This window comes from Mycobacterium sp. NTMscope_MAC_12 (assembly GCF_976985675.1).
The window spans coordinates 1,191,376-1,206,673 of sequence record NZ_CDRJYY010000001.1 but is presented as its reverse complement, the minus strand read 5'-3'; the positions used below and the strand labels follow the sequence as shown (position 1 = coordinate 1,206,673).

Genomic DNA, 15,298 nt, shown 5'->3' with positions numbered 1-15,298 from the left:
GGAACGTGCCGTCTGGGTCAGGCACGACAGCGGCGGGCCAGGTCTGCCCGGCGGGTTGTCACCCACCGTCCACGGTCGGGCTTTCGCCGTCCGTGGCGCCGCTCACACGCGGGTCCGTGGATTCAATTTTGTTGATTACTTTCCGTAACCCGTTGCGGGCTAACAGGGACCGTAGAGAACGCCGAGGCGTTCGTCATCTTCGGAAATCGCATATCTCGTTTGGGTAACGACCCGATCACGCCGCGATAGCAAGGCCATTAATGCAGGTCACAGGCGAGTTTTCGGACCGGGAACCGCAACGGCATCCGCAAACAAATGGTGAGCCTAATCACGCGTAATTTGTGAGCTGGCGCACGTTCATTCGCGGCGCTGCCGCCGATTAGAAGCAGTCACAACGGATTTCTGCCGTCTTGTCGGCGGGCCGCGCAGCGTACCGCATGCCCGCCCCATTCCTCACATCCCCACGCGGGATAGGCAGGAAAAAGGCGACCTCTGCCGAATTGACTTGCCCCACATAGCTATTCGTCAACCGCATCGCAGCGAAGCACGGCATTCGACGCGGATGGCGCGTATTGTGCTTTCCAACAATGACTTTCGCTAAACACTCACGGCGACAAGGCTTTTCAGGAACGGACGGCTACTTCGTCACACGCCGCGATTTCCTCGTGCACTCCGCAAAGGCCTCAAATGCCCGCTGACCCAAAGGATCACGACGCCCGGAGCGGTTGGCGTCAGGCTTGGAGCTGCGCCAGAGCGCGCAGGTCGCTCTCCGAGTTGACGTTGGCCAAGAAACGCGATTCCGGCAGCACGATCTGTTGGGCATCGGAGGCATCGATCAAGGCACGCATCGAGCGGGCGCCGCCGGCGACCAGGCCGTCAATCCGCTCGGCCAAATCGGTGCGGTACACCGCGGCGAGGTAGTGGCTGCGACCGTCCCACGGCAGCACGATTTCGGCGTTGGTCTCGGTGGCCAGCCCCATCAGGTCGTCGATCAAACCCGCTGACAGAAGCGGCATGTCGACGGCGCAGACGAAGGCGAACCGGGCGCCGGTTTCCGCCGCGGCGCGCAGGCCGCCTCCGGTCGCCGGCAGTGGCCCCTGACCGCGCACCTCGTCGCGAAGCACGCGCGCCTGCACCTCGGGCAGCGGTTGCCCCGGCGCGGCCATCACGAAGACCGGGTCGCAGCGCTGGGAGACGACCCCGACCACGTGCTCGAGCAGCGTGGGGGCCCCGCCGGGACCCGGCAAGGTCGCCTTGTCGCGGCCCATCCGCCGCGATTCGCCACCGGCCAGCACTATTCCGGCCAGGGACACTGTGGTGTCGGGTACCTGCTCGGCCACGTCAGTCGACGGTCCAGGTGTCGCGGCCGCGCAGCAGCGATTGCAGCGCCGCGGAGTCGAACGGCTTCGCCGACTGGGCCGCCTGAATCTGCGAGCGTGCCGCGTCGTCGTAGGTGGGCCTGTTGATGTTGCGGAAGATGCCCAGCACCGTGTGCTCGAGGTTCTGATCCGACAGCCGTGACAGGGCGAAGGCGTAGGCCGAGTTGTCGCTGTGGGCGTCGTGCACCACGATTTCGTCGACGGAGACGTCGGCGGTCTTGGCCACCTCCAGGCCGAACCCGGACTTCACGACGCAGTATTCGCCGTTGGCGCCGAACACAATTGGTTCGCCGTGGCGGACGTTGATGACCCGCTCCTCGGCGCCTTCCTTGCGCAGCGCGTCGAACGAGCCGTCGTTGAAGATCGGGCAGTCCTGCAGGATTTCGACGACGGCGGCGCCCCGGTGCCCGGCGGCCGCGCGCAGCACCTCGGTCAGTCCGTTGCGGTCGGAGTCCAGAGCGCGGCCGACGAAGGTCGCCTCGGCGCCCAGGGCCAACGACACCGGGTTGAACGGGTGGTCCAGCGACCCCATCGGAGTCGACTTCGTGACCTTGCCGACCTCCGAGGTGGGCGAGTACTGGCCCTTGGTCAGCCCGTAGATCCGGTTGTTGAACAGCAGGATGGTGATGTTGACGTTGCGGCGCAGCGCGTGGATCAGGTGATTGCCGCCGATCGACAGGGCGTCGCCGTCACCGGTGACCACCCACACCGACAGGTCCTCGCGGGCCAGCGCCAGGCCGGTGGCGATGGCGGGGGCGCGCCCGTGGATCGAGTGAAATCCGTAGGTCTCGAGGTAATACGGGAAGCGGCTCGAGCAGCCGATGCCGCTGATGAACACGATGTTCTCGCGGCGCAACCCGAGGTCCGGCAGGAAGTTCCGGATGGTGTTGAGGATGACGTAGTCCCCGCAGCCCGGGCACCAACGCACCTCCTGGTCGCTGGTGAAGTCCTTGGACTTCTGGGGCTGGTCCTCAGCGGACAGCGTGGGGACCCCGTCGTTCTTGGTCAACTTCGGGGTCACACCGAGGTCTTTGCCCGCCAAATTGCCGATCAGGTCAGTCACGAGCGCCGCTCCTCCTCATCGCTTCGCTCTGCATTGACGCCGGCGCGAATCATGCGCCGGCCCCAACCGTTGCCGCCGCCATTTTGGCGACCATCGTCTTGTCGTTCTCGACTTCGGCCAATGTCCCGCCCAGCGCGGCGCGGATGACGCGGCCGATCTCGTCGGCCAGGAATGCGACACCCTGCACCTTGCTGACGGACTGGACGTCCACCAGGTACTTGCCGCGCAGCACGAATGCCAGTTGGCCCAAGTTCATTTCGGGCGCCACCACCTGCGGGTAGCGTCGCAGCACCTCGCCGAGGTTGGCCGGGAACGGGTTGAGGTAGCGCAAGTGCGCGTGCGCCACCTTGATGCCCTTGCGGCGCGCGCGCCGGCAGGCCTCGCCGATCGGGCCGTAGGAGCTGCCCCATCCGATCAGCAGCAGCTCGGCGTCACCGGTCGGATCGTCGACCTCCAGGTCGGGAACGGAGATGCCGTCGATCTTGGCCTGGCGCAACCGGACCATGAGGTCGTGGTTGACCGGCTCGTAGGAGATGTTGCCCGAGCCGTTCGCCGCTTCCAGACCGCCGATGCGGTGCTCGAGCCCCGGGGTGCCCGGCACGGCGAACTGCCGGGCCAGCGTCTCGGGGTCGCGCGCGTAAGGCTGGAACGGTTCGTCCGGCTTGGCGAAGGCGTGCGTGATGCGCGGCAGCGTGCTGACGTCCGGAATGCGCCACGGCTCAGAGCCGTTGGCGATCGCGCCGTCGGACAGCACGATCACCGGGGTGTGGTAGGAGACCGCGATGCGCGCGGCCTCGAGCGCGGTCTCGAAGCAGTCGGACGGTGACCGCGGCGCGAGGATCGCCACCGGTGACTCGCCGTTGCGGCCGTACAGCGCTTGCAGCAGGTCGGCCTGCTCGGTCTTGGTGGGCAGCCCGGTCGAGGGGCCACCGCGCTGCACGTCGACGACGAGCAACGGCAGTTCGGTCATCACGGCCAGCCCGAGCGCTTCGGACTTGAGTGAAATGCCCGGCCCCGACGTGGTGGTGACCCCCAGCGCGCCGCCGTAGGAGGCGCCGATCGCCGCGCAGATGCCGCCGATTTCGTCCTCGGCCTGGAAAGTGAGGACGTTGAAGTTCTTGTGCTTGGACAGCTCGTGCAGGATGTCGGAGGCCGGCGTGATCGGGTAGCTGCCGAGCAGGACCGGGATGTCGGCGAGCTGGCCGGCCGCGACGATGCCGTACGCCAGGGCGGTGTTCCCCGAGATCTGGCGGTATTCGCCCGTCGGCAGGGTCGCCCGGGACACCTCGTAGGTGGTGCCGAAGGCCTCGGTCGTCTCGCCGTAGTTCCAACCGGCCTTCAGCGCCAGCACGTTGGTCTCCGCGACCTCGGGCTTGCGGGCGAACTTCTCCCGAATGAACTTTTCGCTGGTTTCGATCGGCCGCCCGTACATCCACGACAGCAGCCCCAGCGCGAACATGTTCTTGGCGCGTTGGCCATCCTTCTTCGTCGCGCCGATGGCCTCGACCGCCCCGAGCGTCAACGTCGTCATCGCGACGGAATGCACGACGTAGTCGGACAACTCGTCGGTCTCGAGCGGGTTGGTGACGTAGCCCACCTTGGTCAGGTTGCGCTTGGTGAACTCGTCGGAGTTCGCGATCACCATGCCGCCGCGGGGCAGGTCGCCGATATTGGCCTTGAGCGCGGCCGGGTTCATCGCGACGAGCACGTCGGGCCGGTCGCCGGCGGTCAAGATGTCATAGTCGGCGATCTGAATTTGGAAGGACGAGACGCCGGGCAGGGTGCCTGCAGGCGCACGGATCTCGGCGGGATAGTTCGGCTGGGTCGCCAGGTCGTTTCCGAAAAGCGCTGCCTCGGAAGTGAACCGGTCACCGGTGAGCTGCATGCCGTCGCCGGAGTCACCGGCGAAGCGGATGACGACCTGTTCGAGGCGCTGACGGACAGATCCGTTCGGGGGAGCCCCGTTCTGTGAGTCTGATCCGGCTCCGCTGCCGTTCGGATCCACGTCTTTGCCCTCCATTTGTTCACCGGACAGACAGTTCGCGCAGCTTCAGGTTACGCGTCGGCGAAGGGAGTCTCCGGCCATCACGGTTTTATGTCACTGGCGGTACCAATTATGGCACTGATTTGCGATCGCCATGGCCGTCTCTGCGGCGTCATCTCGGCCGCGTTCGCAGTCAAAAGGCGACGTCAGCGCCATCTACTGATGAGTAGCTCGGCAAACTGTGGCGTTGGTCACGTCTCGCGCGTTATCAACCGTCGTTCGTACCGTGTCGGCCTCCGGATGCCGCGTTTTCCGCGCCGAGTTTGGCCGCCGCCGTTTCCGGCATCGCAACCAGATACAAGACGAACCCGGCCGCGGCCAGAGCACCCAAAAAGACGAATGCGGCGTCGTATCCGGCCGCGACCACGATCGAGCCCGCGACGAGGTTCGACACCGCGGCACCGATGCCCGTCGCGGCCGTCACCGCCCCCAAGCTGACATTGAAGCGACCGGTTCCATGCGTCACGTCCTGCACGACGAGGGGAAACAGCGCGCCGAACACGCCGGCCCCAACGCCGTCCAGCAACTGCACGCTCACCAGCCAACAGGAGTTGTCCGAGAGGGTGTAGAGAAATCCACGGGCGGCCAAGACCGCGAATCCGACCAGGAAGATCGGCTTTCGGCCCCAGGAATCCGCCTTGGCGCCGGCGACATAGGCCACCGGCACCATGACGACCTGCGCGGCCACGATGCAGCCCGCCATCAGGGCGGTCCCGACGTCCTTGTTGTGCAGCGCCAGCCGTTGCCCGACCAGCGGCAGCATGGCCGCATTCGCGAAGTGGAAGGCGATGACCGTGGCGGCAAAGATCATCAGCCGGCGATTGCCCACCAAGGCCGCCAGCCGCGACGGGCTCGGGTGCGGTTGCCCGGGATCGTGGTCCATGCCCCGGGCGACGTCGTGGTCGATCGCGTCGCCCGGAATCCACAGCGCCGCAACCACGCTGGCGGCGGCCATGACCGCGAGCACCCAGAACACGACGACGGGCCCGAAGAAGTAGGCCAAGCCGCCGGTAATCGCCGCCGCCGTGGCGTTCCCGGCGTGGTTGAACGACTCGTTGCGCCCGATCCGGCGGGAGAAGCGACGGGAGCCGACCAGCCCCAGGGTGATCGCGGCCAGCGCCGGGGCGAAGACGGATCCGGCGATGCCGGTGAGCGCCTGCAGCACCGAGATCGAAGAAAACCCGGGAAACAACGGCATCGCCAACGACGCCGCGGTGATCGTCAGCGCGCCGCCGATGACCAGTGCCCGCTTGGCGGTGCTCCGGTCCACCAGGGCGCCGGCCGGGGCCTGCGCGACGATCGCGCCGATGCCCCCGACCGCCATGACGAATCCGATTGAGCCCTGGTCCCAGTGGTGGGTCAGCAGCAGGTAGATCGACAGGTACGGGCCCAGCCCGTCACGAACATCGGCGAGGAGGAAGTTCAGCAGGTCCAGCCCGTACGCAACACGCGGTGGGATCACGTCAGCGCTGTCACGCGGCGTGCTGGGAGGCTCCCGGATCTAGTTAGGCGCTCTTATCGCGGCGCTCGGTGCGCGACGGCTTGCGCGGCACGATCGTCGGCAACACGTTGTCCTGCACGGTCTCCTTGGTCACCACGACCTTGGCGACGTCGTCGCGGCTCGGGATGTCGTACATCACGGGCAGCAGGACCTCTTCCATGATGGCGCGCAGGCCACGCGCCCCGGTGCCGCGGTGGATCGCCTGATCCGCGATCGCTTCCAGGGCGTCATCGGTGAACTCGAGCTCCACGCCGTCCATCTCGAAGAGCCGCAGGTACTGCTTGACCAGCGCGTTCTTCGGCTCGGACAGGATCTTGACCAGCGACTCGCGGTCGAGATTGGTGACCGACGCGACCACCGGCAGCCGGCCGATGAACTCGGGGATCAGGCCGAACTTGATCAAGTCTTCGGGCATGACCTCGGCGAAGTGGTCGGTGGTGTCGATCTCGGCCTTCGAGCGGACCTCGGCGCCGAAGCCCAGGCCACGCTTGCCGACGCGCTCGTAGATGATTTTCTCCAGGCCGGCGAACGCCCCCGCGACGATGAACAGCACGTTGGTGGTGTCGATCTGGATGAACTCTTGGTGCGGGTGCTTGCGGCCGCCCTGCGGGGGAACCGACGCCTGGGTGCCCTCCAGGATCTTCAGCAGGGCCTGCTGCACGCCCTCCCCGGAGACGTCGCGGGTGATCGACGGGTTCTCGCTCTTGCGGGCGATCTTGTCGACCTCGTCGATGTAGATGATGCCCGTCTCGGCCCGCTTGACGTCGTAGTCGGCGGCCTGGATGAGCTTGAGCAGGATGTTCTCGACGTCCTCACCGACGTAGCCGGCTTCGGTCAGGGCGGTGGCGTCGGCGATGGCGAACGGGACGTTGAGCATCTTGGCGAGCGTCTGGGCCAGGTAGGTCTTGCCGCATCCGGTGGGTCCGAGCATCAAGATGTTGGACTTGGTCAGCTCGACCGGCTCGTGCCGCGAGTCCCGGCCCTTCTCGCCGGCCTGAATCCGCTTGTAGTGGTTGTAGACCGCGACCGCCAGCGTCCTCTTGGCGGTGTCTTGCCCGATGACGTAGCCCTCGAGGAACTCCCGGATCTCGATGGGTTTGGGAAGTTCATCGAGCTTCACGTCGTCGGCGTCGGCGAGCTCCTCTTCGATGATCTCGTTGCAGAGATCGATGCACTCATCGCAGATGTATACACCGGGGCCAGCAATGAGCTTCTTGACCTGCTTCTGGCTCTTCCCGCAGAACGAGCACTTCAGCAGGTCCCCGCCGTCTCCGATGCGTGCCATGGTGCGTCAGTGCCTACTTCCTCTTCGCCGTTGGACTTCCCTGTCCCGCATGTATTCACCGACGCTACCCGCTTGATCGGGCCCGCCGCGACCATAAACGCCGAATCGCGCCGATGGTATTTGCGGGAGTTCATGCCCCTTCCGTATGGAGGAAAGATATAGCCACACGATGCCCGTCGCTCGCGAAAGGCGCGCTTTGCGTGTCTTTGGCGTGTCGCGGTCGTAATGCGACCGAGTCCGGCGCCCGTCCCATCCCACCTCCGACGGAGGTGCCGACCCAGCCCCGGATAGTCACACGAGGCCTGGGCGAATCCCCCACGAAATCACCCTACAGTGGCCACGTGGGTTTGGCCGTGGGCTTCGCCTGGCCCAGCGGAACCGTGGTGCTCGATGGCGGGTTGGCCACCGAGCTCGAAGCGCGGGGTCATGACCTGTCCGACCGGTTGTGGTCGGCCAGGCTGCTCGCGGACGCTCCGCGCGAGATCGTCGCCGTCCACGCCGCCTACTTCCGCGCCGGGGCCACCATCGCGACGACGGCCAGCTACCAGGCGTCATTCGAGGGTTTTGCGGCGCGCGGATTGGATCGGCGGGAAACCGTCGGGCTGCTGCGCCGCAGCGTCGAGCTCGCGAAGGCCGCGCGGGACGAGGCCGGCCGTGGCGAACCCGCGGGTCTCCTCGTCGCCGCCTCGGTCGGACCCTACGGCGCTGCGCTGGCCGACGGCTCGGAGTACCGCGGGCGCTACGGCTTGTCGGTCGCGGCGTTGGCGCGATGGCATCGGCCCCGACTGGAGACCCTGGCGGACGCCGGAGCCGACGTCCTCGCCTGCGAAACCGTGCCCGACGTCGACGAGGCGGAAGCGTTGGTCGGCCTGGTCCGCTCGGTCGGGATGCGGGCGTGGCTGAGCTACACGATCGACGGGGACCGGACCCGTGCCGGACAACCGCTGGCCGACGCGTTCGCGGTGGCCGCCGGCGTCGACGAGATCGTGGCCGTCGGGGTCAACTGCTGCGCGCCCGACGACGTGTTGCCGGCGATCGCGAGCGCATCGGTGCTCGGCAAGCCCGTCATCGTCTACCCGAACAGCGGGGAACGCTGGGACGGTCGCGGGTGGGCCGGCCCGCGCACGTTCGCGACGGGGCTTGCGTCGCAATGGGTTTCGGCGGGCGCTCGCATTATCGGCGGCTGCTGCCGGGTGGGGCCGGCGGACATCGCCGCCGTGCGCCGAGCGTGCAATCAGGGCGAAGAATCAGCCGAAAATTCGCCGTGAGTGCACGTTCGGCGAAAGGGGCTAGGCGCTCTGGGCGGAAAGCTTGCGGTACTCCAGCACGGTGTCGATGATCCCGTAGTCCTTGGCCTCATCGGCGGTCAGGATCTTGTCCCGGTCGGTGTCCTTGCGGACCGTCGCGGCGTCCTTGCCGGTGTGGCGGGCCAACGTGGTCTCCATCAGGGTGCGCATCCGCTCGATCTCGGCGGCCTGGATCTCCAGATCGGAGAACTGGCCCTGGATCACACCCTGCAGCGACGGCTGGTGGATCAGCACCCGGGCGTTGGGCAGCGCCATCCGCTTGCCCGGGGTCCCGGCGGCCAGCAACACCGCGGCCGCCGAGGCGGCCTGCCCCAGGCACACCGTCTGGATGTCGGCCCGCACGTACTGCATGGTGTCGTAAATCGCCATCAGCGAGGTGAATCCGCCGCCGGGCGAGTTGATGTACATGGTGATGTCGCGGTCGGGGTCCAGCGACTCGAGCACCAGCAGCTGCGCCATGATGTCGTTCGCCGACGCGTCGTCCACCTGGACGCCGAGGAAGATGATGCGCTCCTCGAACAGCTTGTTGTAGGGATTGGACTCCTTGATCCCAAAGCTGGAGTGCTCGATGAACGACGGCAGGATGTAGCGCGCCTGAGGCTGGGTTTCGGGGTTCATCGGGCTTCTCCATTGGTGATGTGGGCGGCGCGGGTGATGATGTGGTCGACGAAGCCGTATTCGAGGGCCTCCTGCGCGGTGAACCAGCGGTCGCGGTCGGAGTCGGCCTCGATGCGTTCGATCGACTGGCCGGTGAATTCGGCGTTGAGCCGGAACATCTCCTTCTTGATGACGTGGAACTGCTCGGCCTGGATGGCGATGTCGGCCGCGCTGCCCGTCACCCCGCCGAGCGGCTGGTGCATCAGGATGCGGGCGTGCGGCAGCGCGTAACGCTTGCCCTTGGTGCCCGCCGCCAACAGGAACTCACCCATCGAGGCGGCCATGCCCATCGCGTAGGTGGCGATGTCACACGGCGCCAGGACCATGGTGTCGTAGATCGCCATGCCGGCGCTGATCGATCCGCCGGGCGAGTTGATGTAGAGCGAAATGTCTTTGGTGGAGTCCTCGGCGGCGAGCAGCAGAATCTGCGCGCACAGCCGATTGGCGATTTCGTCGCTCACCTCCGAACCCAGGAAGATGATGCGCTCGGACAGCAAGCGCTCATAGACGGAGTCCGTGAGGTTGAGACCCTGCGAGTTTGAACGCATGTCAGTCACGACCGGGTTACCTGCTTTCTGTCAGATCTGTCTTCACCGACACTAACCAACCGGGCCCGCCGTTTCGCGGCCACGCACCCCCGAAACGGGCGCGTTCGCTCACAGCGTCATCGCACGGTCACTCCCCGGCGTCGGCCGCCGTGGGTTCTTCGACGTCACCGGCGACGTCACCCGAGGCGTCCGCCTCCGCGCGCTTGCCGAAGAACTCATCGGTGTCGACGGTGTTTCCGGCGGTGTCGGTGACCGTCGCCGCGCGGATCACCTCGGCGATGGCCAGCGCCCGGCGCACATCGGCGAACATGGCCGGCAGCTGGTTGTTCTCCTGGAGGTAGGCCAACAGCTGCTGGGGCTCGATGCCGTACTGGCGAGAGGTCGCGACCAGCCGCTCGGTCAGGTCGTCCTGGCCGACCTGGACCTGCAGCTCGTCGGCGAGCGCGTCGAGCAGCAGCTGTCGTTTGACGTCCGTCTCGGCGGCGGTGCGCGTCTCGGTCTCGAACTCCTCGCGCGACTTCCCCTGCTGGGCGAGCACCTCGTCGAGCTTGGATTCGTCGTGGTCGAGGCTGTGCAGGGCGTTGTGCAGCGCGCTGTCGACCTGCGCCTTGACGATCGCTTCGGGCAGCGGGATGTCGACCTGCTCGAGCAACGTGTCGATCGCGGCGTCGCGAATGCTTTCGGCCTGCTGCGCGCGCTTGGTCTGGCCGACCTGCTCGCGCAGGTTGGACCGCAGCTCCTCGATGGTGTCGAACTCGCTGGCCAACTGGGCGAACTCGTCGTCGGGCTCGGGCAGCTCGCGCTGCTTGACCGACTTCACCGTGACGGTCACCTGCGCGTCTTTCCCCGCATGCTCGCCCGTCGCCAACTGCGCGGTGAACTCCTTGGATTCATCGACGGACAAGCCGACCAGCGCCTCGTCGAGGCCCGCGATCAGCCGGCCGGAGCCGACCTCGTGGGACAGCCCCTGCGCGGTGGCGCCCGGGACCTCTTCGCCGTCGATAGTGGCGGACAAGTCGATGGAGACGAAGTCACCGTCGGCGACCGGGCGCTCCACCCCGGTCAGGGTGCCGAATCGGGCACGCAGAGACTGCAATTCGGCGTCGACGTCGTCGTCGCTGACCTCGATGGGGTCCACCGAGATCGTCACGGAGCCCGGGTCCGGCAGGGTGAGCTTGGGGCGGATGTCGACCTCGGCGGTGAACGCCAGCTCCTCGCCGTACTCCTTCTTGGTGACCTCGATCTCGGGCTGGCCCAGCGGGTGCACCTCGGACTCGGCGACCGCCTGTCCGTACCGCGCGGGCAGCGCGTCGTTGACGACCTGGTCGAGCATCGCCTCCCGGCCGAAACGGGCCTCCAGCAACTTCGCCGGCGCCTTGCCCGGCCGGAAGCCGGGCAGGCGCACCTGCCGGGCCAGCTCCTTGTAGGCCCGCTGGAAGTCCGGCTCGAGTTCGGAGAAGGGGACCTCCACATTGATGCGCACCCGGGTGGGGCTCAACTGCTCGACGGTGCTCTTCACGGGTGTGCTCCTCGGTGCTCGTTCCTGGTGGTCGGTGGGCCGCGCGCAGCGCGCGGGCCGGTCGTGCTGGTCGGGGTGACAGGATTTGAACCTGCGGCCTTCCGCTCCCAAAGCGGATGCGCTACCAAGCTGCGCTACACCCCGCGCTGACCTCGATGATCCTAAGGCCCCGCAAAGCCAGGTCCGTCACAGGCTTGGGCAGCGACCTCGCGGACCTCACACAGAGATCACAAAGCCGCGTCGATTAGATTTGATCTTCGTCGCCAGCTACAGTCACGCTCGACTAACTACATGCGGGCGTAGCTCAATGGTAGAGCCCTAGTCTTCCAAACTAGCTACGCGGGTTCGATTCCCGTCGCCCGCTCGGGCTAACTATCTGCTCGATAGAGAGGCGCCATGAGCGACCTGACGACGGACGCGTCGATCCACGGCTCATGCGCGTCGGATTTCGTCGGGGTTCGCGACGCGTTCGAGCGCAATTTCACGCAGGGCAACGACGTCGGCGCGGCCGTCGCGGTGTGGGTCGATGGGTCTCTCGTCGTCAACCTGTGGGGCGGCTGGGCCGACGCAGCCCGCACCCGGCCCTGGCAGCAGAACACCCTGACCACGGTGCTGTCCGGCACGAAGGGCCTGTCGGCCACCTGCGTGCACCAACTGGCCGACCGCGGCGAGCTGGACCTGCAGGCGCCGGTGGCCCACTACTGGCCGGAGTTCGCCCAAGCGGGCAAACAGGACATCACCCTGGCGATGGTGATGAGCCACCGCTCCGGCGTGATCGGGCCGCGCACCCGGATGCGCTGGGAACAGGTCGCGGATTGGGACTACGTCTGCGAACAGCTCGCCGCCGCCGAGCCCTGGTGGAAGCCGGGCACCGCCCAGGGCTACCACATGACCACCTTCGGCTTCATCATGGGCGAGGTGTTCCGCCGGGTCACGGGCCGCACGATCGGCCAGTACCTACGGACCGAGATCGCCGAACCGTTCGGCGCCGACGTCCACATCGGGTTGCCGCTGGCCGAACAGCGCCGCTGCGCCGAGCGGATCAACAAGCCGCACGCCCGGGACCTGCTGGCCGACGCCAAGGCCCCAGGCCGGCCGACCAGCCTGGCCGAGCACCCCAAGGCGGGCCTGTCCATCTCGATGGGGTTCGCCCCCGACGACGAACTCGGCTCACACGATCTGAGCCTGTGGCGCGAACTCGAATTCCCGGGCACCAACGGGCAGGTGTCGGCGCTGGGATTGGCGACGTTCTACAACGCGCTCGCCCAGGAGAAGGTGCTCAGCCGCGAGCACATGGACCTGGTGCGGGTCTGTCAGGGCGGGCTGGAGACCGACCTGGTGCTGGGGCCGCGGGTCGCCGACCACGGCTGGGGGCTGGGGTACATGCTCAACCAGCGCTGCGTCAACGGACCCAACCCGCGGATCTTCGGCCACGGCGGGCTGGGCGGCTCGTTCGGATTCGTCGATCTGGAGCACCGCATCGGCTATGCCTACGTGGCGAATCACTTCGACCCCACCAAGGCCAACGCGGACCCGCGCAGCCTGGTCCTGTCGAACGCGGTCTACTCCGTGCTGGGTGTCAGCTAGCGACGCCGTTAGTGGCCGCCGCCACCGCCGTGTCCACCACCGCCCGGACCGCCGCCGCCGGGACCACCTGGCCCGCCCAGCCCACCGGGACCGCCGGGTCCGCCGGGGTTCAGGTACGGATTAGGTCCGGATCCGCGCCAATTGTCGTGGCAGTTCCCGGTGTCCCAGTTGTCGCCCCAGCCCGGGTCCCAGAAATCACCGGGGCACCACTGCGGGAACGGACCGGGACGCGCCTGCGCGTCGATCGCGACGCCCAGCCCCGCCAAGCCCAGACCCGCGATGGCGGAAATCGTTGCAGCCGATCGAGCGAGAGTCTTCATGGACTCAACACATGCCCACCCCGTTTGAATTCAAACCGGAGGCGGCGATGTTTCCCCGTTATTTTTGGCAGGTCGGGCACCAGAACACGTTGCGGCCCTCCAGCACGGTCGTGCGGATCGCGTCTTTGCACACGCGGCACGGTTCGCCGGCACGCCGGTAGACGTAGGTGCGGGGGCGGTCGGGGCGATACGACGGCGCGCCGTGATCGTGTTCGGGCCGCACCACGATGATCTTGCCGCGGCGCAAACCGACCTTCATCAGTGCCACCAGATCGGTCCAGGCCGCATCGAACTCGTCCTCGCCGACGTCGCGGCCGGGGCGGAACGGGTCGATGCCGTGGCGGTACAGCAACTCGCTGCGGTAGACGTTACCCACGCCGGCCATGACGGCCTGATCCATCAACAGCGCGCCAATGGGCCTGCGCGACTTGGCAATTCGTTTCCACGCCCACGACGGATCGGCGTCGCCGCGCAACGGGTCGGGACCCAGCCGGGCCAGCACGTCGCTGACCTGCCCTTCGTCGATCACTTCGCACACCGTCGGGCCGCGCAAGTCCGTGCCGTAGCCGGCGCCGATCATGCGCATCCGCACCTGACCCACCGCCTCGGGAAACGACCCGTCGCCGGGACGTTCCCATTCGGTGAAGGCGCCGTACAGGCCGAGATGCACATGCACGATCGGGCCGTCGGCGTAGTGGTGAAACAGGTGTTTGCCCCAGGCGCTGGTGCGTTGCAATACCCGGCCGTCGACCGCCGCGGCCGCATCGGCGAAGCGGCCCTGCGGGCTCGACACCGACACGGGCGCGCCGGCGTAGCGGCGTTGATGCAGCCGGGCCAGCCGGTGCAGGGTATGCCCTTCGGGCACGCGCAGACCTTTCCGGCGTCAGCCCGCCGCGCCGGGCACCGGCGGGGCTTGGTGGGTGCGTTCGTATTCGGCGAGGATGTCGATACGCCGTTGGTGGCGTTCGGCTTTCGACCACGGCGTGGTCACGAAGGCGTCGACGATTTCCAGCGCCTCCGCCACCGTGTGCATGCGGCCGCCGATGCCGATCAGCTGCGCGTTGTTGTGTTCGCGGGCCAGCGTCGCGGTTTCGACGCTCCAGGCCAGCGCGCACCGCGCCCCGGGGACCTTGTTGGCGGCGATCTGCTCGCCGTTGCCCGACCCGCCCAGCACGATGCCCAGGCTGTCCGGGTCGGCCACCGTGCGCGTGGCGGCGGCGATGCAGAACGCTGGGTAGTCGTCGTCGGCGTCGTAAGTGAAGGCGCCGCAATCGATCGGCTCGTGGCCTGACTTCACGAGGTGCTCGATGATCTGCTGCTTGAGCTCGAATCCGGCGTGGTCAGAGCCGAGGTAGACGCGCATGGACGCCATCCTTACACAGCCGCGCGACGGCCCGACCGCGCTAGGCGAAGTCGGGCTTCTCGGTGCGGCTGCGCTTGAGCTCGAAGAAGTGCGGGTAGGACGCGAAGGCCACCGAGGCGTCCCACAGCTTGCCCGCTTCCTCACCGCGCGGAATCTTGGAGAGCACCGGACCGAAAAACGCCACATCGTTGACGTGGATGGTGGGCGTGCCGACGTCATCGCCGACCGCGTCCATCCCGGCGTGGTGGCTCTTGCGCAGCGCCTCGTCGTAGGCGTCGCTGTTCGCGGCGTCGGCCAGCTCGGCCGGCAGGCCCACCTCGGCCAGCGACTGCTTGATCACGTCATCCAGTTCTTTGTTGTCCTCGTTGTGAATCCGGGTTCCCATCGCGGTGTACAGCGGTGCCAGCACCTCGGCGCCGTGGGCCTGTTCGGCGGCGATCGCCACCCGCACCGGACCGAATGCCTTCGCCAACCGTTCACGGTATTCGTCGGGCAGGCCCTCGCGGTTTTCGTTGAGCACCGCCAGGCTCATCACGTGGAAGTTCACCTCGATGTCGCGGACCTTTTCCACCTCGAGGATCCAGCGCGAGGTGATCCACGCCCACGGGCACAGCGGGTCGAACCAGAAATCGGCTTTGTTCTTCGCGGGCGCGTTGTCGGGCATGGCGAGTCCTCTCGTCGGTTGCAAGTCTGGTCTGCACAACCGTAGGCCTCTCGCTCCTGTT

At 67.1% G+C, this 15,298-nt stretch carries 14 protein-coding genes and 2 tRNA genes; 3 read left to right on the top strand and 13 right to left on the bottom strand.

All coding sequences use genetic code 11. The annotated features are described in order from the left end of the window. Positions 1-731: 731 nt before the first annotated feature. The 5 genes from mobA to clpX all read right to left on the bottom strand — a co-directional run bounded on the left by mobA (position 732) and on the right by clpX (position 7,272). The gene (gene mobA / locus AC0KS4_RS05725) at positions 732-1,340 is read right to left on the bottom strand and encodes a molybdenum cofactor guanylyltransferase (RefSeq protein ID WP_238957518.1); all 609 of its coding nucleotides are present in this window, start codon (positions 1,338-1,340) and stop codon (positions 732-734) included. 1 nt (position 1,341) lies between these two features. After that, entirely contained in the window at positions 1,342-2,442 is a 1,101-nt protein-coding gene (locus AC0KS4_RS05720; RefSeq protein ID WP_014379675.1) for a 2-oxoacid:ferredoxin oxidoreductase subunit beta, read from the bottom strand. Between the two features lie 49 nt (positions 2,443-2,491). Continuing rightward, on the bottom strand, positions 2,492-4,447 hold the full coding sequence (locus AC0KS4_RS05715; RefSeq protein ID WP_238958006.1) for a 2-oxoacid:acceptor oxidoreductase subunit alpha: 1,956 nt from the start codon (positions 4,445-4,447) through the stop codon (positions 2,492-2,494). Positions 4,448-4,694: 247 nt separating this feature from the next. Continuing rightward, positions 4,695-5,948, bottom strand: coding sequence for an MFS transporter (locus AC0KS4_RS05710; protein WP_238957517.1), 1,254 nt, complete (start codon positions 5,946-5,948; stop codon positions 4,695-4,697). A gap of 43 nt (positions 5,949-5,991) precedes the next feature. Then, a complete protein-coding gene (clpX, locus tag AC0KS4_RS05705) occupies positions 5,992-7,272 on the bottom strand; it encodes an ATP-dependent Clp protease ATP-binding subunit ClpX (protein ID WP_008255183.1) in 1,281 nt (426 codons plus the stop codon). 380 nt (positions 7,273-7,652) lie between these two features. Here clpX and mmuM point away from each other — a divergent pair, with 380 nt between their 5' ends. Next, a complete protein-coding gene (gene mmuM / locus AC0KS4_RS05700) occupies positions 7,653-8,540 on the top strand; it encodes a homocysteine S-methyltransferase (protein WP_425326391.1) in 888 nt (295 codons plus the stop codon). 21 nt (positions 8,541-8,561) lie between these two features. On the opposite strand, the gene clpP2 is transcribed toward mmuM, so the two are convergent. The 4 genes from clpP2 to AC0KS4_RS05680 all read right to left on the bottom strand — a co-directional run bounded on the left by clpP2 (position 8,562) and on the right by AC0KS4_RS05680 (position 11,447). Next, positions 8,562-9,197 (bottom strand): ATP-dependent CLP protease proteolytic subunit ClpP2, encoded by a 636-nt coding sequence (clpP2, locus tag AC0KS4_RS05695; protein WP_225327092.1) that lies wholly within the window; start codon positions 9,195-9,197, stop codon positions 8,562-8,564. After that, positions 9,194-9,784: an ATP-dependent CLP protease proteolytic subunit ClpP1 gene (gene clpP1 / locus AC0KS4_RS05690; protein ID WP_067171178.1), complete on the bottom strand. Its 591-nt coding sequence runs from the start codon at positions 9,782-9,784 to the stop codon at positions 9,194-9,196. Before clpP1 ends, clpP2 begins: the two co-directional genes overlap by 4 nt. Positions 9,785-9,911: 127 nt before the next feature. Then, positions 9,912-11,303, bottom strand: coding sequence for a trigger factor (gene tig / locus AC0KS4_RS05685; protein ID WP_425326383.1), 1,392 nt, complete (start codon positions 11,301-11,303; stop codon positions 9,912-9,914). A gap of 67 nt (positions 11,304-11,370) precedes the next feature. Continuing rightward, a tRNA-Pro gene (locus AC0KS4_RS05680) sits at positions 11,371-11,447 on the bottom strand. Between the two features lie 149 nt (positions 11,448-11,596). On the opposite strand from AC0KS4_RS05680, the gene AC0KS4_RS05675 reads away from it, so the two are divergent. Both AC0KS4_RS05675 and AC0KS4_RS05670 read left to right on the top strand, forming a co-directional pair. Continuing rightward, positions 11,597-11,667, top strand: a tRNA-Gly gene (locus AC0KS4_RS05675). 32 nt (positions 11,668-11,699) lie between these two features. Further along, the gene (locus AC0KS4_RS05670) at positions 11,700-12,890 is read left to right on the top strand and encodes a serine hydrolase domain-containing protein (protein ID WP_238957515.1); all 1,191 of its coding nucleotides are present in this window, start codon (positions 11,700-11,702) and stop codon (positions 12,888-12,890) included. 8 nt (positions 12,891-12,898) lie between these two features. Here the strand turns inward: AC0KS4_RS05670 and AC0KS4_RS05665 are convergent, their stop codons facing one another. From AC0KS4_RS05665 to AC0KS4_RS05650, 4 genes are read right to left on the bottom strand one after another with little or no spacing between them, the layout of a single operon-like run. Continuing rightward, on the bottom strand, positions 12,899-13,210 hold the full coding sequence (locus AC0KS4_RS05665) for an Mtp family mycobacterial-type pilin (RefSeq protein ID WP_225327090.1): 312 nt from the start codon (positions 13,208-13,210) through the stop codon (positions 12,899-12,901). 58 nt (positions 13,211-13,268) lie between these two features. Beyond that, positions 13,269-14,075, bottom strand: coding sequence for an Fpg/Nei family DNA glycosylase (locus tag AC0KS4_RS05660; protein ID WP_225327089.1), 807 nt, complete (start codon positions 14,073-14,075; stop codon positions 13,269-13,271). An 18-nt stretch (positions 14,076-14,093) separates the two neighbouring features. Then, entirely contained in the window at positions 14,094-14,573 is a 480-nt protein-coding gene (locus tag AC0KS4_RS05655; RefSeq protein ID WP_225327088.1) for a ribose-5-phosphate isomerase, read from the bottom strand. Positions 14,574-14,613: 40 nt separating this feature from the next. Beyond that, positions 14,614-15,237 carry a mycothiol-dependent nitroreductase Rv2466c family protein gene (locus tag AC0KS4_RS05650; protein WP_201407320.1) on the bottom strand — a complete coding sequence of 208 codons (624 nt, stop codon included), beginning with the start codon at positions 15,235-15,237 and terminating at the stop codon, positions 14,614-14,616. Between the last annotated feature and the right edge of the window lie 61 nt (positions 15,238-15,298).